Origin of the sequence: Streptomyces sp. NPDC002209, assembly GCF_042890265.1 — a bacterium.
Taxonomy (GTDB): domain Bacteria; phylum Actinomycetota; class Actinomycetes; order Streptomycetales; family Streptomycetaceae; genus Streptomyces.
Genome location: NZ_JBIARX010000005.1, coordinates 345696 through 365141 on the forward strand (window position 1 = coordinate 345696; position 19446 = coordinate 365141).

The 19446-nt window shown below is 73.1% G+C and carries 16 protein-coding genes; 8 read left to right on the top strand and 8 right to left on the bottom strand.

Translation table 11 applies throughout. The annotated features are described in order from the left end of the window. Positions 1–205 precede the first annotated feature (205 nt). The 5 genes from ACFYXK_RS13240 to ACFYXK_RS13260 all read left to right on the top strand — a co-directional run bounded on the left by ACFYXK_RS13240 (position 206) and on the right by ACFYXK_RS13260 (position 5341). Entirely contained in the window at positions 206–1030 is an 825-nt protein-coding gene (locus ACFYXK_RS13240; protein WP_389411231.1) for an MHYT domain-containing protein, read from the top strand. Positions 1031–1111: 81 nt separating this feature from the next. Next, positions 1112–3823 (top strand): nitrate- and nitrite sensing domain-containing protein, encoded by a 2712-nt coding sequence (locus ACFYXK_RS13245; protein WP_389411232.1) that lies wholly within the window; start codon positions 1112–1114, stop codon positions 3821–3823. Then, positions 3823–4266: a roadblock/LC7 domain-containing protein gene (locus ACFYXK_RS13250; protein WP_389411233.1), complete on the top strand. Its 444-nt coding sequence runs from the start codon at positions 3823–3825 to the stop codon at positions 4264–4266. The genes ACFYXK_RS13245 and ACFYXK_RS13250 overlap by 1 nt, the downstream gene beginning before the upstream one ends. 17 nt (positions 4267–4283) lie before the next feature. Further along, positions 4284–4676, top strand: a complete 393-nt coding sequence (locus ACFYXK_RS13255) for a DUF742 domain-containing protein (RefSeq protein WP_389411234.1) — start codon at positions 4284–4286, stop codon at positions 4674–4676. After that, positions 4673–5341 (top strand): ATP/GTP-binding protein, encoded by a 669-nt coding sequence (locus ACFYXK_RS13260; protein ID WP_389411235.1) that lies wholly within the window; start codon positions 4673–4675, stop codon positions 5339–5341. The genes ACFYXK_RS13255 and ACFYXK_RS13260 overlap by 4 nt, the downstream gene beginning before the upstream one ends. 35 nt (positions 5342–5376) lie before the next feature. Here the strand turns inward: ACFYXK_RS13260 and ACFYXK_RS13265 are convergent, their stop codons facing one another. Continuing rightward, a complete protein-coding gene (locus ACFYXK_RS13265; RefSeq protein ID WP_389411236.1) occupies positions 5377–5805 on the bottom strand; it encodes a PPOX class F420-dependent oxidoreductase in 429 nt (142 codons plus the stop codon). Between the two features lie 108 nt (positions 5806–5913). On the opposite strand from ACFYXK_RS13265, the gene ACFYXK_RS13270 reads away from it, so the two are divergent. Together ACFYXK_RS13270 and ACFYXK_RS13275 are read left to right on the top strand one after the other, a co-directional pair. Then, complete coding sequence (locus ACFYXK_RS13270; RefSeq protein ID WP_030296771.1) at positions 5914–6312, top strand: roadblock/LC7 domain-containing protein; 399 nt, start codon at positions 5914–5916, stop codon at positions 6310–6312. A 104-nt stretch (positions 6313–6416) separates the two neighbouring features. Further along, a complete protein-coding gene (locus ACFYXK_RS13275; RefSeq protein WP_389411237.1) occupies positions 6417–7214 on the top strand; it encodes a DUF6397 family protein in 798 nt (265 codons plus the stop codon). Here the strand turns inward: ACFYXK_RS13275 and ACFYXK_RS13280 are convergent. From ACFYXK_RS13280 to ACFYXK_RS13290, 3 genes are all read right to left on the bottom strand, one after another. Continuing rightward, positions 7178–7579, bottom strand: a complete 402-nt coding sequence (locus tag ACFYXK_RS13280) for a YchJ family protein (RefSeq protein WP_383510912.1) — start codon at positions 7577–7579, stop codon at positions 7178–7180. The two genes, ACFYXK_RS13275 and ACFYXK_RS13280, sit on opposite strands and share 37 nt — an antisense overlap. 32 nt (positions 7580–7611) lie before the next feature. Continuing rightward, positions 7612–8514: an acyl-CoA thioesterase II gene (locus ACFYXK_RS13285; protein WP_053689977.1), complete on the bottom strand. Its 903-nt coding sequence runs from the start codon at positions 8512–8514 to the stop codon at positions 7612–7614. 106 nt (positions 8515–8620) lie between these two features. Then, positions 8621–11143 (bottom strand): DEAD/DEAH box helicase, encoded by a 2523-nt coding sequence (locus tag ACFYXK_RS13290; protein WP_389411238.1) that lies wholly within the window; start codon positions 11141–11143, stop codon positions 8621–8623. A 145-nt stretch (positions 11144–11288) separates the two neighbouring features. Here ACFYXK_RS13290 and ACFYXK_RS13295 point away from each other — a divergent pair, with 145 nt between their 5' ends. Further along, positions 11289–12080 (top strand): metal-dependent hydrolase, encoded by a 792-nt coding sequence (locus ACFYXK_RS13295; protein WP_383510918.1) that lies wholly within the window; start codon positions 11289–11291, stop codon positions 12078–12080. Positions 12081–12166: 86 nt separating this feature from the next. Here ACFYXK_RS13295 and ACFYXK_RS13300 read toward each other — a convergent pair whose 3' ends face one another. The 4 genes from ACFYXK_RS13300 to ACFYXK_RS13315 form a co-directional block, all read right to left on the bottom strand. Then, positions 12167–13948, bottom strand: coding sequence for an ABC transporter ATP-binding protein (locus ACFYXK_RS13300; protein WP_389411239.1), 1782 nt, complete (start codon positions 13946–13948; stop codon positions 12167–12169). Continuing rightward, positions 13945–15813, bottom strand: a complete 1869-nt coding sequence (locus ACFYXK_RS13305; protein WP_389411240.1) for an ABC transporter transmembrane domain-containing protein — start codon at positions 15811–15813, stop codon at positions 13945–13947. The genes ACFYXK_RS13300 and ACFYXK_RS13305 overlap by 4 nt, the downstream gene beginning before the upstream one ends. A gap of 145 nt (positions 15814–15958) precedes the next feature. Next, positions 15959–18895 carry an FAD-binding and (Fe-S)-binding domain-containing protein gene (locus ACFYXK_RS13310; RefSeq protein ID WP_389411241.1) on the bottom strand — a complete coding sequence of 979 codons (2937 nt, stop codon included), beginning with the start codon at positions 18893–18895 and terminating at the stop codon, positions 15959–15961. 67 nt (positions 18896–18962) lie between these two features. Beyond that, positions 18963–19424: a MarR family winged helix-turn-helix transcriptional regulator gene (locus ACFYXK_RS13315; RefSeq protein WP_389411242.1), complete on the bottom strand. Its 462-nt coding sequence runs from the start codon at positions 19422–19424 to the stop codon at positions 18963–18965. Positions 19425–19446: the final 22 nt, after the last annotated feature.

A 19446-nucleotide genomic window follows, 5' to 3' on the forward strand; every position in this document is an offset into this window, starting at 1 on the left:
ATCCCGCACGGGCTTGTGCCCGGGGCGTCGGCGGTGCGAGCTGCGTGTGCCGTGCATGCGGTGCGTGCGGTGCGTGCGGTGCGTGCGCAAGGTGGCACGTGGCGTGATCGAAGATGAACGTAGCTCTGTCATATTCCAGCAGTTCCAGCTGCTTTCGAAATGCTCCCCTTGTTCGTGCCCTCACCCGGACTAGCGTCCCGGGGCCATGGGACACCTCGACCACGCGGCCTATGGCTGGCTGACACCCGTACTGTCATATGTGATGGCATCCATCGGCGCCGCCCTCGGGCTGCGCTGCACCGTCCGCGCACTCGCCGCGACGACCGCATCCTCCCGCCGCAACTGGCTCCTCACCGCGGCCTCCGCCATCGGCACCGGCATCTGGACGATGCACTTCGTCGCGATGCTCGGCTTCCACGTCACCGGCACCGAGATCCACTACAACGTGCCGCTGACCGTTCTCAGCCTGCTCGTCGCCGTGATCGTCGTCGGCGCCGGCGTCTTCGCCGTCGGCTACGGCAAGGTCCGCGGCCGCTCCCTGGTCCTCGGCGGGCTCACCACCGGCCTCGGCGTCGCCAGCATGCACTACCTCGGCATGGCCGCCCTGCGCCTGCACGGCAGCATCTCGTACGACCCGCTCATGGTCGGGCTCTCGGTCGCCATCGCCGTCGTCGCGGCCACCGCCGCGCTGTGGGCCGCGCTCAACATCAAGGCGCCGGCCGCCGTGGCCGTCGCCTCGCTCGTCATGGGCGCCGCCGTCAGCAGCATGCACTACACCGGGATGATGGCGGTCGCCGTCCGCGTCGTCCCCTCGGACCACGCCCTGCCGGGCGCCACCGCGATGCAGTTCATCTTCCCGCTCGCCGTCGGGCTCGGCTCGTACCTCTTCATCACCTCCGCGTTCGTCGCGCTCTCCCCGACCGCGGACGAGCGTGCCGCCTCCGCCTCGGCCGCCCGGCACCTGCGCGAGCCGGTGCGCGGCTCGGCCGCCCCGGCCGCCCCGGCTGCCCCGGCCGCGCCGGCCCGCTGAACCGCTGACCCGGGCCCGACCGCCCCACCGGCCTGCCGGCCCGACTCGACCCCGCTGGACCGCACCCCGAACGAGGAGCCCATGCGCACACCCCGCAGACCACCGGAAGCAGCAGCGCCGCAGCTGCCCGCGCCCCCGGCGCGCGGCCGCCGGGCCCACGCCGGACCGCCCGCCGAGGAGCCTGCGGCGCACGAGGACCGGCAGGCCGGCCGGCCCGGCCCGGCGGCCGATGCCGACGGCGGGTCCCGCCGGCTGCGGCTGCGCCCCGCCACCGTCCGCGCGAAGATCGTGTCGCTCCTGATGGTCCCCGTCGTATCGCTGCTCGCCCTCTGGGGCTTCGCGACCGTCAGCACCGCCCAGGACATCGCCCGCCTCAGCCGCGTCCAGCAGGTCGACGAGCAGATACGCACCCCCGTCGCGGCCGCCGTCACCGAGCTCCAGGCCGAACGGCGCGCCGCCGTCCGCCACCTGGCCGACCCCGCCGCCGACCAGGGCGCCGCCCTGGAGCAGCAGTCGCGGCGCACCGACGCCGCGGTCGCGCGGCTGCGGCTCGGAGACCGGCACACCGTCGCCGAGTCCGGCGACTACCCCACCGAAGTCGTCGTCCGCCTCGGGGCCTTCGTTGCGGCTGCGGAAGGACTCGGCTCCACCCGCAAGGACGTCGCGGACCGGCGTGCGACCCCGGACGCGGCGTACGAGACGTACACCCGCGTGGTGGACAGCGCCCTCTCCGTCGCCGGCTCCCTCTCCGGCGGCCAGAAGGCCGAACTCGGCCCCGACGCCCGCGTCCTGCTCGAATTCGCCCGCGCCGGGGAACTCCTCTCCCGTGAGGACGCGCTGATCGCGGCGCCCGGCCCGCGCACCGCCGAAACGCTTCGGCGCCTCACCGGCGTCATCGAGACCCGCCGCGCCCTCACCGCGAGTTCCGCAGACGACCTGCCCGCCGCCCAGCAGGCCGCCTGGCAGTCCGTGGCCAGGAGCGCCCCCTACGCCGAGCTGACCGCCGCCGAGGACCGGATGGTCGCGGCGGGAACCGCCTCGGGGACGGCCGGGTCGGCCGGCGCCGCGGCCACCGGGTCGGCCAAGGACGCGGCCCGCGGCGTGCCGGCCGGCTGGGACGCCGCGTACACGAGCATCAGCGCCTCCCTGCGCGAGATCGAGGCCGCCGCCCACGCCGCAGCCGCCGACCGCACCGACCCCCTTGCCCAGGCCGGGCTCAGTCCCGCCGGGGCCGCCGTACTGCTGGGCCTCGCCGCCGTCGCCGCCTCCCTCGTCATCTCCGTGCGCATCGGCCGCGCCCTCGTCGTGGAACTCGTCTCGCTGCGCAACACCGCCCTGGAGATCGCCCACCGCAAGCTCCCGCACGCCATGGACCGGCTGCGGGCCGGCCAGGACATCGACGTCGACGCCGAGACCCCGCCCCCGCCGCCCGCCGACGACGAGATCACCCAGGTCGGCGAGGCGCTCGCCACCGTCCACCGGGCCGCCCTGAGCGCAGCCGTCGAGCGCGCCGAGCTCGCCAGCGGCGTGAGCGGCGTCTTCGTCAACCTCGCCCGCCGCAGCCAGGTCCTGGTGCACAAGCAGCTCACCCTGCTCGACTCGATGGAGCGGCGCGCCGACGACCCCGGCGAACTCGGCGACCTCTTCCGCCTCGACCACCTCACGACGCGGATGCGCCGCCACGCCGAGAGCCTGATCATCCTGTCGGGCGCCGCTCCCGGGCGCGCCTGGCGGATGCCGGTCCCACTGACCAACGTCGTACGGGCCGCCGTCTCCGAGATCGAGGACTACCCGCGCGTCGAGGTCCGCCAGCTGGCGGAGGCCGCCGTGATCGGCGGCGCCGTCGCCGACCTCACGCACCTGCTCGCCGAACTCATCGAGAACGCAACCCAGTTCTCCCCGCCCCACACCAAGGTCCGCGTCAGCGGCGAGCCCGTCGGCGCCGGATACGTCCTGGAGGTCGAGGACCGCGGGCTCGGCATGGGCCGCGAGACCCTCCAGGAGGCCAACCGGCGCATCGAGCAGTCCGAGGCCCTCGACCTGTTCGACAGCGACCGGCTCGGGCTGTTCGTGGTCAGCCGGCTCTCGGCCCGGCACGGTGTGCGGGTGCACCTGCGCACGTCACCGTACGGGGGCACCACCGCCGTGGTGCTCCTGCCGAACTCCCTGCTCCAGGGAGCGATCGAGACCGGCTCCGCGCCGGCGGCGGCCAGGAACCGGGACCCGCTGGCCGAGGCCCCGGCGGGACGGGGGGAGCCGGCACCGCAGCCGCCCGTGATGACCGTCGTACGGGAGGACGCCCGCCGCTCGGCGGTACGGGAGGACGGGCGCGGCATCCCGCTCCCGGACCGCAGCCCCGTACGGGAGGAGCCGCGCCCGGCCCCGGTGGCCCCGCTGCGGCCGCGGGGCCCCGGGGGCCCGATCGCCCGTACGGAGAACCCGGCGGCGCCGTCGCCGGATTCCGCTCCCGCTCCCGCACCGGCTCCGGCTCCGGCTCCGGCCCCTGCGCCCGCACCCGCCCCGCGGCTCGCCGGAGGCTCCGCCGCCGTGCCCGACGCCTCGGTCACCGAACTGCCGCGCCGCGTACGCCAGGCCAGCCTGGTCCCGCAGCTGCGCGAGACCCCCGCCCCGAAGGCCCCGGCCGGGGCGCGCCCGTCCGAGGAACCGCCGGGGCGCAGCCCGGAGCAGGCCCGGGACCGGATGGCGGCCTACCGGGCCGGCTGGGTCCGCGGGGCCCAGGAGACCGGTGCCCGGGAAACCGGTGCCCACGCAGGCAGCGAAGGAGAAGTGTGATGATCGAGCACCAGAGATTCGACCTCGACGGCGTCCGCAGGTCCGGCGAACTGGACTGGCTGCTGGACGACATGGTGGTCCGGGTCCGCGAGGTCCGGCATGCCGTGGTCCTGTCCAACGACGGCCTGGCGGTGGGCGCGTCCAGTGCGCTCAGCCGGGAGGACGCGGAGCACCTGGCCGCCGTGGCCTCCGGATTCCACAGTCTGGCGAAGGGCGCGGGCCGGCACTTCCACGTCGGGGGCGTGCGCCAGACGATGGTGGAGATGGACGAGGGGTTCCTCTTCGTCGCGGCCGCCGGGGACGGCTCGTGCCTTGCCGTCCTCAGCGCGGCGAGTGCCGACATCGGCCTGATCGCCTATGAGATGGCCCGGCTCGTGAAGCGGGTCGGGGAGCACCTGTACACCCCGCCGCGGTTCGCGGCGCGGCCGCCGGCCGCCGGCTGAGAGCGGCGGTCCGGTACATGAACGACCAGTGGTACGACGCCGACGCGGGCCCGCTCGTCCGTCCGTACGCCATGACCGGCGGGCGTACGAAGCCGGGTCCGCACGGGGTCCGGTTCGACCTGATCGCGCTGGTCGTCATGGACAACGAGGGCGCGTCCGGCGCGGATGCGGCGGCGGCCGAGTCACTGCTGGGCCCCGAACACCGGGCACTGCTCGGGCTCTGCCGGTCCGAGACCCAGTCGGTGGCGGAGCTCGCCGCGGACGCGGACCTGCCCGTGGGCGTGGTGCGGGTGCTGCTCGGGGACCTGCTGGAGGGCGGGCACGTCAAGGTCAGCCGGCCGGTGCCGCCCGCCCTGCTGCCGGACGAGCGGATTCTGCGTGAAGTCATCGAGGGATTGCGAGCGCTGTGATGGGACAACACGACGACGGACCCGGCGGACCGGCCCCGGTGCCCGGCCCGGACCTGGATCCGGAGGCCGACGGGGAACTGGCCGCGCTCGCGCTGAAGATACTCGTGGCGGGCGGGTTCGGGGTCGGCAAGACCACGCTGGTCGGGGCGGTCAGCGAGATCCGGCCGCTGCGGACGGAGGAACAGCTCAGCGAGGCGGGCGAACTGGTCGACGACACGGGCGGGGTCGCCCAGAAGACGACGACGACCGTGGCCATGGACTTCGGACGGATCACCATCCGGTCCGGACTGTCGCTCTACCTGTTCGGGACACCGGGGCAGGACCGGTTCTGGTTCCTGTGGGACGAGTTGTCGCAGGGCGCCCTGGGCGCCGTGGTGCTCGCCGACACCCGCCGGCTGGAGGACTGCTTTCCCGCGGTGGACTACTTCGAGCACCGGCGGATCCCGTTCGTCGTGGCCGTCAACTGCTTCACGGACGCGCGGCGGTACGGGGCGCACGAGGTCTCGCGGGCCCTGGACCTGGAGTCGGGGACACCGGTGGTGCTGTGCGATGCGCGGGACAAGGATTCGGGGAAGGAGGTGCTGATCCGGCTGGTCGAGTACGCCGGGCGGGTGCACACCGCCCGGCTGCTCGACTCGGTGGAGCCGCAGGCCGATTCCGTGTGAGGCGGGCGTGCGGTGGGGTGCGGGCGGTGCTCGCCTCAGTGGGTCACGCCGTCCACGCTGATCACCTTGTCGACGGCGACGCGGACGAGGAGTTCTCCGGGGACGGCGTTGCGGCGGCCGAAGGCCTCGGCGTGCTCCTCGCCCATGTAGCGGGCGCTGATCCGCGTTGCCCAGGGGAGCATCTCCTCCAGGTCCTCGCTGATTTCGGCGCGCCCCTGCAGGACGACGTAGGAGAACGGCGGACGGTCGTCGTCCACGCAGAGCGCGACCCGCCCGTCGCGCAGGAGGTTGCGGCCCTTGACCGTGTCCTTGCCGGTGTTGAACACGAAGGAATCGCCGTCGAGGACGAACCAGATGGGTGCGATGTGCGGACTGCCGTCCTCGCGGACGGTGGAGAGCTTGCCGGTGCGGGTTCCGTACGAGACGAATGCCCGCCATTCCTCTTGAGTCATCTTCTTCGCCATGGGGACATCCTCCTTGCCCGAAAGGCGCTGGTGGGGAAGGCTGGCGTGCACTTACCACGAGGGGTGGGGCGCGGCCACGCCGGCGGCGTCGACGGGGAGGGGCTCGAAATGGCACTGGACAAGCAGCTGGACTGGCTGCTCGACGATCTGACGCGCAGGGTCCAGCAGGTCAGGCATGCGGTGGTGCTGTCCAACGACGGCCTGGTGACGGGCGCGAGCGCGGGGCTGGCGCGGGAGGACGCGGAGCACCTCGCCGCGGTGGCGGCGGGGCTGCAGAGCCTGGCGAAGGGGTCGGGCCGGCATTTCCGGGCCGGCGAGGTACGGCAGACGATGGTCGAGTACGACGACGGAGTCCTGTTCGTCATGGCGGCGGGCGCGGGGAGTTCGCTGTGCGTGCTCAGCGCCGCCGAGGCCGACATCGGTCAGGTCGCGTACGAGATGACGCTGCTGGTCAACCGGGTGGGAGAGCACCTGGGGGTGGCGGAGCGGCGGATCACCGGGGGCTGATGCCCTCCGGCCTTCCCGGAGTTATCCACAGGCCTCGCGGGGTGTCGTGGCGCTGAGTTACGGTCTTCACGCAGAGTAATCATCACTCGTGGGGGAGGACCGTCATGAAGGTCGCGACGCAGTCGGGGCACGCACTGCCGGATGCGGGGGTGGGCGGTGCCCGCGCCGCCCGGGAACTGGGGCTGACCCGGAGCGAGTTCGCCCGGGCCGTCCAGCTGGGCATCGTGCGCGCAGCGCCGCCGGCGCCGGGCGGGGCCGCGCGCTACCCGCGGGCGGAGCTGGACCGGATCCGGTCGGCGGACGGGTTCCCGGGCGCGCTGCGCGAGCGGGTCGAGACCGTGACCGGAGCCGAGGCCGCGTGCGGGGTGCTGGGGATCAGCCCCGGCCGGTTCACCCGGCTCGCGCGCTGCGGACACATCACCCCGGTCGGCTACCGGATCAACCGCTACCGGGTGGTGGTCTGGCTCTATCTGGCCGCGGAGCTGCGGGAGTTCGCCGCCCGGGAAGCGGGGATGCTGCGCGGGAGCGCGCCCCCGGCGGACCGGGAGCTGATGGCGGCCAAGGCGGACCTGCGGCCGCGGAAGTGGCGGGGGCGGCATGTGGGGCTGCTGCTGAGACGAACCGCCGACCCCTGGGAGCGGGCCGCCGTCCTGGCCTCCGTACTTCCGGCGGACGAGCTGCGGGAGGCCGTGCCCGACCCGGCGGAGCGGATCGTGCTCACCGCGCTCGCCCCGCCCCCGCCGTACGGGCACCCGCAGATCCCGGCCGCCGCGGCCGTGGCGCTGCGGCTGTTACGGGCGGAGCCGCCGGACGAGGTCCACTGGTACCGCACGAGCCTGGACTTCGCGCTGACCGGGGCGCGCGGTCAGTCGAAGTCGACGGGGGAGAGGGGGCCGACGTAGACCCAGGCCCCGGCCTCGCGTGCGAAGGCGCTGTGCTCGTGCAGGGAACCGGCGTGCCGGCCCTCGCGGTAGTACGCCCGGAACTCCACCGAGCCCTCCGTCTCGAACATCCCGCCGCGCTCGGCGGCGAGGATCTCGAGGCGCTCCCAGCGCTGGTCGGGATCCAGGTCGAGGCGGGCGGGCCGCGTGCTCGAATGCCAGGAGCGCAGCAGATAGGCGGTGTCGCCGACGGCGAACGCACTGAAGCGGGAGCGCATCAGCAGCTCCGCGGTGGGCGCCTGCTGCGCACCGGAGTGGAAGCGGCCGCAGCACTCCGGGTAGGCGGCGGGCAGCCCGCAGGGGCAGGGGAGGGCCGGGGTGGGCATGGGTGTGCTCAGCTCTTCGGGGACGGGGCGGACTACTGGGGGGACACGGGCGGCTTGGCCGCGTTCTCGGCGTACGGGCGGAAGAGGCCTTCCTGGACCACGGAGACCAGCAGCCTGCCCTCGAGGTCGTAGATGCGGCCACGGGCCAGGCCCCGGCCGCCGTGCGCGATCGGCGATTCCTGGTCGTACAGGAACCACTCGTCCGCGCGGAACGGCCGGTGGAACCACATGGCGTGGTCCAGCGAGGCCATGTCGAACCCGCGCATGCCCCACAGGGGTTCCACGGGGATGCGCACGGCGTCGAGGAGGGTCATGTCGCTGGCGTAGGTGAGGGCGCAGGTGTGCACCAGCGGGTCGTCGCCCAGCGGGCCGACGGCGCGCATCCACACCGCGCTGCGCGGATCGGCGTCCTTGAGCTCCTCGGGAGTCCAGCGGAGCCGGTCCGTGTACCGGATGTCGAACGGCTGGCGGCGGGCCATCCGCTCCAGCGCCTCGGGCAGCGCGCCCAAGTGCTCGCGGATCTCGTCCGCGACCTTCGGGAGCGCGTCCGGGTGGGGGAAGTCGAGTCGGGGAGGCAGCTGGTGCTCGATGCTGCCCTCCTCCGGATGATGGAAGGAGGCGGTGAGATTGAAGATCGTCTTGCCCTGCTGGACCGCGGTGACGCGGCGCGTGGTGAAGGACCGCCCGTCGCGCACCCGCTCCACCTGGTACACGATCGGCACCCCGGGGATGCCGGGGCGCAGGAAGTACGCGTGCAGCGAGTGGACCGGGCGGTCGCTCTCGGTGGTGCGGCCGGCGGCCACCAGCGCCTGGCCGGCGACCTGCCCGCCGAAGACCCGCTGGAGGGACTCCTGCGGGCTGGCGCCGCGGAAGATGTTGACCTCGATCTGCTCCAGGTCGAGCAGATCGACCAGTCTCTCTGCCGGGTTCGTCATCAGAGGTTCTCCACTGTCAGGTTCGGGCGCCGCCGGCGGGAAACCGGAGCCGGCGGGGCCGGTCGCTTGCGGGTGGGGGTCTCCCCGGACGGAGTCCGGGGAGAGGTCAGAGCGCGCCGAGCTCACCGACCGAGGTCAGCCGGATGATCGCACGGCCCTCCTCGTCGGAGGCCGCGAGGTCGACCTCGGCGCTGATGCCCCAGCCATGGTCGCCGTTCGGGTCCGCGAACGTCTGGCGGACGCGCCACAGGCCGTGCGCCGGGTCCTCCTCGATCTGGAGCAGCTTCGGGCCGCGCGCGTCGGGGCCGGTGCCCAGGTCGTCGTACTCGTCCCAGTACGCGTCCATGGCCTCGCCCCAGGCGTCGGCGTCCCAGCCGGCCTCGCCGTCCAGTTCGCCCAGCTGGTCGACGTGGTCCAGCGCGGCGAGCTCCACACGGCGGAACATGGCGTTGCGGACCAGGACGCGGAAGGCGCGCGCGTTCGCGGTGACCGGCTTGACCTGGTCGGCCTTCTCCTGGGCCTGCTCCGCCGTCTCCACCTCCGGGTTCGCCAGCTGCTCCCACTCGTCGAGCAGGCTGGAGTCGACCTGGCGGACCAGCTCGCCCAGCCAGGCGATGAGGTCCTGGAGGTCCTCGGACTTGAGGTCGTCGGGGATGGTGTGGTCCAGCGCCTTGTACGCGCTCGCCAGGTACCGCAGCACGATGCCCTCGGTGCGGGCGAGCTCGTAGAAGGAGGTGAACTCGGTGAAGGTCATCGCGCGCTCGTACATGTCGCGGATGATCGACTTCGGGGAGACCGGGTGGTCGCGGACCCACGGGTGGCTCTTGCTGTACACGTCGTAGGCGTGGAAGAGGAGCTCTTCGAGCGGCTTGGGATAGGTGACGTCCTGGAGACGCTCCATCCGCTCCTCGTACTCGATCCCGTCGGCCTTCATGGCGCCCACGGCGATGCCGCGCTCCTTGTTCTGCTGGGCGGCCAGGATCTGGCGCGGGTCGTCCAGCGTGGACTCGACGACGGAGACCATGTCCAGCGCGTAGGAGGGGGACTCGGGGTCCAAGAGGTCGAAGGAGGCCAGGGCGAAGGTGGACAGCGGCTGGTTGAGCGCGAAGTCCTGCTGGAGGTCGACGGTGAGCCGGATGGTGCGGCCCTCCGCGTCGGGGGTGTCGAGCTTCTCGACCACGCCGCCGTCCAGCAGCGAGCGGTAGATCGCGATGGCCCGGCGGATGTGCCGCAGCTGGGCCTTGCGCGGCTCGTGGTTGTCCTCGAGGAGGTGGCGCATCGCCTGGAAGGCATCGCCCGGACGGGCGATGACCGACAGCAGCATGATGTTGGTGACCTTGAACCGGGAGGTGAGCGGCTCGGGGTCGGCGGCGATGAGCTTCTCGAAGGTGGTGTCCGACCAGGCGACGAAGCCCTCGGGAGCCTTCTTGCGCACCACCTTGCGGCGCTTCTTCGGATCGTCGCCCGCCTTCGCGAGGGCCTTCTCGTTCTCGATGACGTGCTCGGGCGCCTGGGCGACCACATAGCCCGCCGTGTCGAAGCCGGCCCGGCCCGCGCGGCCGGCGATCTGGTGGAACTCGCGGGCGCGCAGCGTCCGGACCCGGTTGCCGTCGTACTTGGTGAGCGCGGTGAACAGCACCGTACGGATGGGGACGTTGACGCCGACGCCCAGGGTGTCGGTACCGCAGATGACCTTCAGCAGGCCGGCCTGGGCCAGCTTCTCGACCAGGCGCCGGTACTTGGGCAGCATGCCGGCGTGGTGGACGCCGATGCCGTGCCGGACGTAGCGGGAGAGGTTCTGGCCGAACTTGGTGGTGAAGCGGAAGTTGCCGATCAGATCGGCGATCTTGTCCTTCTCCTCGCGGGTGCACATGTTGATGCTCATCAGCGACTGCGCCCGCTCGACCGCCTGGGCCTGAGTGAAGTGCACGATGTAGACGGGGGCCTGCCGCGTCTCCAGCAGTTCGGTGATCGTGTCGGTGATCGGCGTGGTGACGTACTCGTACGACAGGGGGACGGGCCGGCTCGCGGAGCGGACCACCGAGGTCGGCCGGCCGGTGCGCCGGGTCAGGTCCTCCTCGAACCGCTTCACGTCGCCGAGCGTCGCCGACATCAGGATGAACTGCGCCTGCGGGAGCTCCAGCAACGGGATCTGCCAGGCCCAGCCGCGGTCCGGCTCGGCATAGAAGTGGAACTCGTCCATGACGACCTGGCCGATGTCGGCGTACTTGCCGTCCCGCAGGGCGATGGAGGCCAGCACCTCGGCGGTGCAGCAGATCACCGGGGCGTCCGCGTTCACGGAGGCGTCGCCGGTCAGCATGCCGACGTTCTCGGTGCCGAAGAGCTTGCACAGGTCGAAGAACTTCTCCGACACCAGCGCCTTGATGGGGGCGGTGTAGAAGGTCACCTTGTCCTGGGCGAGGGCGGTGAAGTGCGCGCCCGCCGCGACGAGGCTCTTGCCGGAGCCGGTCGGGGTGGACAAGATCACATTCGCCCCGGAGACGACCTCGATCAGCGCCTCCTCCTGCGCCGGGTACAGGGTGATGCCCTGATCCTCCGCCCACGAGGAGAAAGCCTCGAAGAGGGCGTCGGGGTCGGCGTTCGGCGGGAGCTGATCAATGAGGGTCACACCCCCCATCTTGCCTGGCTTCCCGCCGGAAGAGGGAACCGGCGGGAACAGCGAAGATCACCGACGGTACGCTGTGCCGTCGACCGGGCCCGAACGAAACCGTCAACAGGGCCCGACCACCACACGACTGGGGCGGGGAACGACCATGATGGGTCCGGCGCACTCACTGTCCGGGGCGGCAGCCTGGCTGGGGGTGGGAGCGGCGGCCGCGGCCGCCGGGCACCCGATGCCCTGGCCGGTCCTCGTCGTCGGCGCGCTCATCTGCGCCGGCGCCGCCCTCGCCCCCGACCTGGACCACAAGTCGGCGACGATCTCGCGTGCCTTCGGCCCGCTCTCCCGGGGCCTGTGCGAGGTGGTCGACAAGATCTCCTACGCCGTCTACAAGGCCACCCGCGCCCCGAAGGACGCCCGCCGCACGGGCGGTCACCGCACCCTGACGCACACCTGGCTGTGGGCCGTCCTGATCGGCGCGGGCTCCTCCGCGCTGGCGGCCACCACCGACCGCTGGGGCGTGCTCGTCCTGCTCTTCGTCCACCTGGTCCTGGCCGTGGAGGGCCTGCTGTGGCGGGCCGCCCGGATGTCCAGCGACGTCCTCGTCTGGCTGCTCGGCGCCACCAGCGCCTGGATCCTGGCCGGTGTCCTCGACCAGCCCGGCAACGGCGCCGGATGGCTGTTCGACGGCCCCGGCCAGGAATACCTCTGGCTCGGCCTGCCGATCCTGCTCGGCGCCCTGGTCCACGACATCGGCGACGCCCTGACCGTCTCCGGCTGCCCCATCCTGTGGCCCCTGCCGATCGCCGGGAAGCGCTGGTACCCCATAGGCCCGCCCAAGGGGATGCGCTTCCGGGCCGGCAGCTGGGTGGAGCTCAAGGTCCTCATGCCCGTGTTCATGCTGCTCGGCGGTATAGGCGGAGCCTCCGCCCTCGGCTTCATCTAGTCCGTCGGTCCGTACGGCGCGCAACGCCCCGCTCCCTCGCGCAGCAGCGGGGGAGCGGGTCCTCGTACGCGGCCGGAGCGGGGCGCTCAGCCGTGCCAGGAGCGCCACAGGGCCGCGTAGGCGCCGTCCGCCGCGACCAGCTCCTCGTGCGAGCCCAGTTCGCTGATCCGGCCGCCCTCGACCACCGCGATCACATCCGCGTCGTGCGCCGTGTGCAGCCGGTGGGCGATCGCGATCACCGTACGCCCGTCCAGCACCCGGGCCAGCGAACGCTCCAGATGCCGTGCTGCCCGCGGGTCCAGCAGCGAGGTGGCCTCGTCCAGGACCAGCGTGTGCGGGTCAGCCAGCACCAGCCGGGCCAGCGCGACCTGCTGCGCCTGCGCCGGGGTCAGCGCCGTACCGCCCGAACCCACCTCGGTGTCCAGGCCGGTCTCCAGCGCCCGGGCCCAGCCGTCCGCGTCCACCGCGCCGAGCGCCGCCCACAGTTCGGCGTCGGCCGCCTCGGTGCGCGCCAGCCGGAGGTTGTCCCGCAGCGAGCTCACGAACACGTGGTGTTCCTGATTGACCAGCGCCACCTGCTCGCGCACCCGCTCCGCGGACATCCGCGACAGCTGCGCCCCGCCGAGGGTCACCTCGCCGGTCCGCGGCGCGTAGATGCCCGCCAGCAGCCGGCCCAGCGTGGACTTGCCCGCCCCCGAGGGACCGACCAGGGCCATCCGGGTGCCCGGCGGCACGGACATGGACACCTGGTGCAGCACGTCCACGCCCTCCCGGTACCCGAAGCGCACCTCGTCGGCCCGGACGTCCCGCCCCGCCGGGGAGACGGCCGCGTCGCCCGCGTCCGGCTCGATCTCCCGGACACCCACCAGGCGGGCGAGGGATACCTGGGCGACCTGCAGCTCGTCGTACCAGCGCAGGATCAGGCCGATCGGGTCGACCATCATCTGGGCCAGCAGCGCGCCCGTGGTCAGCTGCCCCACCGACATCCAGCCCTGCAGCACGCAGTAGCCGCCGATCATCAGCACGGAGCCGAGGATCGTCACGAAGGTGACGTTGACGACGGGGAACAGGACCGTCCGCAGGAAGAGCGTGTACCGCTCCCACGCCGTCCACTCCTTGATCCGCCGCTCCGACAGCGCGATCCGGCCCGGCCCGAGGCGGTGCGCCTCGACCGTGCGACCGGCGTCCACCGTCTCGGTGAGCACGGCCGAGACCGCCGCGTAGCCGGCCGCCTCCGACCGGTACGCCGAGGGAGCCCGTTTGAAGTACCAGCGGCAGCCGATCACCAGCACCGGCAGCGCCACCAACGCGGCCAGGGCCAGCGGCGGCGCGGTCACCGTGAGCGCCGCGAAGAGCAGCCCCACCCAGACCACGCCGATCGCCAGCTGCGGAACGGCCTCGCGCATCGCGTTGGCCAGCCGGTCGATGTCGGTGGTGATCCGCGACAGCAGATCACCGGTGCCGGCCCGCTCCAGCACGCCAGGCGGCAGGCCCACGGACCGCACGAGGAAGTCCTCGCGCAGATCCGCCAGCATCTCCTCGCCGAGCATCGCGCCGCGCAGCCGGACCAGCCGGACGAAGAACGTCTGGACCACGAGGGCCAGCGCGAACAGCAGGGCCACGCTCCCCAGATGGAGCTCGCGCGCCCCCGCCGCCAGCTGGTCCACGACCCGGCCCAGCAGGTACGGGCCGACCATGGAGGCGATCACCGCGACCGCGTTGACCGTCACCAGCACCGCGAAGGCTCTCCGGTGGCGCCGGAACAGGCCGCGCACGTAGCCCCGTACGGTCGCCGTCGTGCCCACGGGCAGGGTGGCGGCCGATTCGGGGGCCGCCGGATCGTATGACGGCGGCGCCAGGCCGATCATGCGGACTCCTCGATCTCTGTCAGTGCGTTGTCCAGCCGGTCTTCTTCCAGCCGGGTCAGTTCCATCCGGGCCACCCGCTGCTCCTCGTCGGTCTCGCGGGTGACGACCGCCCGGTAGAGCGGTTCACCGTGCAGCAGTTCGCGGTGCGTACCGGTTGCCGCGACCGCGCCCTCGTGGATCAGGACCACCCGGTCGGCACGGTCCAGGAGCAGCGGCGAGGAGGCCAGTACCACCGTCGTGCGCCCGGCGCGCAGGGCGGTGATCCCGTCCGCGATCCGCGCCTCGGTGTGCGAGTCGACCGCCGAGGTCGGCTCGTCCAGGACCAGCACCTCCGGGTCGGTGGCCAGGGACCGCGCCAGCGCGAGCCGCTGGCGCTGCCCGCCGGACAGGGACCGGCCGCGCTCGGTGATCCGGGCGTCCATCGGGTCGTCCACCCCGTCCGGCGCCGACTGCAGCAGCGCGTCCAGGACGTCCCCGCACTGGGCGGCGGCGAGCGCCGCCCCGGGCTCGACCGCTCCGGACGCCGGTACGGCGAACAGCTCGCGCAGGGTTCCGGACAGCAGTACCGGGTCCTTGTCCTGGACGAGGACCAGCGTGCGCGCGGTGTCCAGCGCGAGCTCGTCCAGCGCGACCCCGCCTAGCAGCACCGAGCGCCGGTCGGCGGCCGGGCCGTCGTCCGCCGGATGGCCGCCGAGACGTTCGGCCAGGCGGCCCGCCAGGTCCGGGTCCCCGCACACCACGGCGGTGAACCGGCCCGCCGGGGCCAGCAGTCCGGTCGCGGGGTCGTACAGGTCCCCGCCCGGGGCCGGAGCCTGCGCGGCCGCAGTCCCCGCAGTCCCCGCGTCCGTCGCCGCCGGCTCCGGGGCGTCCGTACGCGTCAGCGACAGCACCCCGGCGGCCCGCTGGGCGGAGGGCCGGGAGAAGGAGTACGCCATGGCGATCTCCTCGAAGTGCCGCAACGGGTAGAGCATCGTCGCCACCGCACTGAAGGCGGCCACGAGTTCACCGACCGCCAGCCGGCCGTCCAGCACCAGCACGGAGCCGTACCAGACCACGATGATCAGCAGCGCGCCCGGCAGAAGCACCTGGATCGCGGAGATCAGCGCCCACATCCGGGCGCTGCGGACGGCCGCCTTGCGGACCTCCTGCGAGGCCTCGCGGTAACGGCCGAGGAACAGCTCCTCGCCGCCGATGCCGCGCAGCACCCGCAGGCCGGCCACGGTGTCGGAGGCCAGTTCGGTGGCCTTGCCGGCCTTCTCGCGCTGGATGTCGGCGCGTTGGGTGGCGCGCGGCAGCAGCGGCAGCACGGACAGCGCGAGCACCGGGACGCCGATCGCGACGACCACGCCGATCGACGGCGCGTAGAACAGCAGGCCGACGCAGATGGCGACGACGGCGAAGGCGGCGGCGAGGAAGCGGGAGACCGCCTCCACGAACCAGCCGATCTTCTCCACGTCACTCGTGGAGACCGCGACCACCTCGCCGGCCGCGACCCGCCGTGTCAGGGCGGAGCCCAGCTCGGCCGTCTTGCGGGCGAGCAGCTGCTGGACGCGCGCGGCGGCCGTGATCCAGTTGGTGACGGCGGTGCGGTGGAGCATCGCGTCGCCGACCGAGATGGCGACACCGATCAGCACCAGCAGCGCGCCGACCAGCAGCAGCCCGGTACCGTCGCGCCGGACGACCGCGTCGACGCCCAGGCCCACCGCGTACGGCAGCCCGGCGATGCCGCAGAAGTGCACGAGTCCCCAGCACAGGCTCCTGACCTGTCCGCCGAGTTGGCCCCGCCCCAGCCAGACCAGGAAGCGCGGGCCGGAGCGAACATCGGGTACCCCGGGATCCGGATACGGAAGATCGCTGATCTGCATGACGCCTCATGACGGGTCGAGGGGTTCAAACCGTGCAAGGTTCGCCTTCCGGACCCGTTCCGGGCAATCGATTTTGCGTTGGCCAAGGCCTCACGCGGCGGGACGTGCGGCGCAGTTGCGGCCCGGCCGGCCGCCCGTCGCCACGTCAAGGACGGGTGGCCCGCTCCAGTTCCAGCAGCGCCGAGTGGTAGCTGCGGCCGGTGGCCCGGTCCATGCCCACTTCACACATCCGGTTCGCCGACAGGTGCGCGTCGAACGTCCGCGACGTCACCTCCGCGGCCTCGCGCTCCGTCGCCGATGCCGTCAGCTCCGGATGCAGCATGCCCCGGTCACCCGCGAACGCACAGCAGCCCGCGTCGTCCGGGACCACCACCTCCGTCGCACACGCCTCGGCCACCGCCCGCAGCTGCGCCTCGTCGCCCAGGTGCCGCATCGAGCAGGTCGGATGGAGCACGGCCGAGCCCACCGTGCGCCTGATCTCCAGGTGCGCAAGCAGCTCGTCCGCCGCCCACACGACCGAGTCGACGACCGTCAGTTCCGCGTGCAGCGCCCGGTTGTCGTCCGTCAGGTACGGGACCACCTCGTGCGCGATGCCCAGCGTGCACGAGGACGCGTCGACCACCAGCGGCAGCCGCCCGCCGGCGGTCCAGCCCCAGGCGGCCTCCACGATCCGGTTGGCCATCACCCGGTTCCCTGCGTCGTATCCCTTGGAGTGCCAGATCGTCGCGCAGCAGGTGCCCGCGACGTCACCGGGGATCCACACCGGCTTCCCGGCCCGCTGCGACACCGCCACCACGGCCTCGGGCAGGGAGGGGCCGGGCCGGCCCCCGGGGCCGCCGAAGATGCGGTTCACGCACGCCGGGTAGTACACGGCGGCTGCTCCCACCCGCCGGGTCCCGGGCAGCTTCCGTGCGGCCGCGCCGGGGATCTGCGGCAGCCACTGCGGAACCAGGTCGGGGCGTACGGCCTTGCGCGCGGCCCCGGTGACCGCCTGGAGCAGCCCGTCGCCGACCCGGTCGGTGATCTTGTCGGCGGCGGCCACGGCCAGCCGGGCCGCGCCCTCCACGGCCTTGAACCGCGTCGCGGCGAGCGCGGCGGCGCGCTCCTCGCGCGGGCTGTGGCGGCGGTGGCGGAAGTCCCGCATCAGGGCGCCCGTGTCGATGCCGACGGGGCAGGCCAGCTTGCAGGTGGAATCGCCCGCACAGGTGTCCACGGCGTCGTGGCCGTAGGCCTCGAGCAGCCCGTCCAGCACCCGGGAGCCCGGCTGCTGGCGCATCATCTCCCGGCGCAGCACGATCCGTTGCCGGGGTGTGGTCGTCAGGTCCTCGCTGGGGCAGGTCGGTTCGCAGAAACCGCACTCGATGCACGGATCGGCCACCGCCTCCACCTGCGGGATCGTCTTCAGCCCGCGCAGATGCGCTTTCGGGTCGCGGTCGAGGAGGATGCGCGGGGCGAGCAGCCCGTCCGGGTCGACGACCCGCTTCGTCCGCCACATCAGCTCGGTGGCCCGGGGCCCCCACTCCAGCTCCAGGAACGGGGCCATGTTGCGGCCGGTGGAGTGCTCCGCCTTCAGCGAGCCGTCGAACCTCTCCACCGTCAGCCGGCAGAACGCCTCCATGAAGGCCCCGTACCGCTCCACGTCGGCGGGCTTCGCGGCGTCGAAGGCGAGCAGGAAGTGCAGGTTGCCGTGGGCCGCGTGGCCCGCGACGGCCGCATCGAAACCGTGTTCCGCCTGGAGCGCGAGGAGCGCCCCGCAGGCCTCGGCCAGCCGGGAGGGCGGCACCGCGAAGTCCTCGGTGATCAGGGTGGTGCCGGGGGCGCGGGCCCCGCCGACGGCGGTGACGAAGGCCCTGCGGGCCTTCCAGTAGCCGTTGATCGTCTTCGCGTCCCGGGTGAAGGTGTTGGTGACCGAGGGCACCGGCGCGACCAGGTCCAGCCCGGCGAGGACCTCGGCCGCGCGGCGCTCGTACCGCGCGCGCCCCGCCTCGTCCGGAGCGCGGAACTCCACCAGCAGGGCGGTGGTGTCCTTCGGCAGGCCGGCCCAGTCGGCGGGGACGCCTTCGACGCTGACCGAGGCGCGCAGCGTGTTGCCGTCCATCACCTCGACGGCGAGGGCGCCCGCCTCGTTGAAGAGCGGTACGGCGGCGGCCGCCGCGGGCAGCGAGGGGAAGAAGAGCAGGGCGCTGGCGAGCTCGCGGTCCAGTGCCACGGTGTCGAAGACGACCTCGGAGATGAAGCCGAGCGTGCCCTCCGAGCCGACCATCAGCCCGCGCAGGATCTCGACGGGCGTGGCGCCGTCCAGGTACGCGTCGAGCCGGTAGCCGGTGGTGTTCTTGATCTCGTACTTGGCCCGGATCCGGGCGACGAGCCCGGCATCGGCCTCGATCTCCTGCTTGATCTCCATCAGCCCGCGGCACAGCGCCGGTTCCGCGCGCGCCAGCTCCTCGTCGGCCAGCGGATCGGCGGTGTCCACGACGGTGCCGCCGGGCAGCACGAACGTGAGGGAGGAGAGCGTGCGGTAGGCGTTCCTCGTGGTGCCCGCCGTCATGCCGGACGCGTTGTTGGCGACGACCCCGCCGAGGGTGCAGGCGACGGCGCTCGCCGGGTCGGGGCCGAGGACGCGGCCGTGCCGGGCGAGCGCGGCATTGGCGCGCGCCACGGTGGTGCCGGGCCGGATCCGGGCCCGGCGGCCGTCCTCCAGCACCTCGATGCCGGCCCAGTGGCGGCGTACGTCGACCAGGATGTCCTCGCCCTGGGCCTGCCCGTTCAGCGAGGTCCCGGCGGCGCGGAAGACGACCTCGCGCCCGCGGCCGTGGGCGTACGAGAGGACCGCGGAGACGTCGTCGATGTCCTCGGCGATCACCACCACCTGCGGCACGAACCGGTACGGCGAGGCGTCGGAGGCGTAGCGGACCAGGTCGGAGATCTTCCACAGCACCTTCTCGGCGCCCAGCAGCTCCGTCAGCTCGGTCCGCAGCGGCTCCGGGGTGCCGGCGGCGTGGTGTTCCGGGACCCGGTCGGGGGCGGGGCCGCTGATGCTGTGCGGGCGCAGGGCCCCGGGCCTCGGTTCCAGCAGCGGCATGCGCGACCCCTTGCCTACTCGTTCGGCCCAGTCCCGGGGAGCCTTTCCGGGCCTCGGGGCGGCCTTCTCAGCAGCGGCGCTCCATCGGGGCGTCCGTCAGAGCGTTCAGCAGGCCGCCGAGCACCTCGCGCTGCCCGGCGGTCAACGGAGCCAGGATCTCCTCCGCCGCGTCGGTTCGCGCGCTACGCAGCCGGCGCAGCGTGGCGCGGCCCGTGTCGGTGAGCTCGATCCTTATGACGCGCCGGTTCGCCGGATCGGGCGCGCGACGCACGCAGTCGGCGGCCTCCAGGCCGTCCACCAGCGTGGTCACGGCGCGGGGCACGACTTCCAGACGGGCGGCGAGGTCCGCCATCCGGGGCGGCTCGTCGCCGTCGTAGTGCGAGACGAGGCGCAGCAGCCGGCTCTGGGCGGGGGTGATGCCGAGCGGTTCCAGGTGGCGCTTCTGGATCCGGTGCAGCCGACGGGTCAGCCGCAGCAACTGCTCGGCGAGGACGCCGTCTGTGCTGTCGGTTTCGGAAGCGGTGCTCATACTGGGAAACAGTACCAGGACC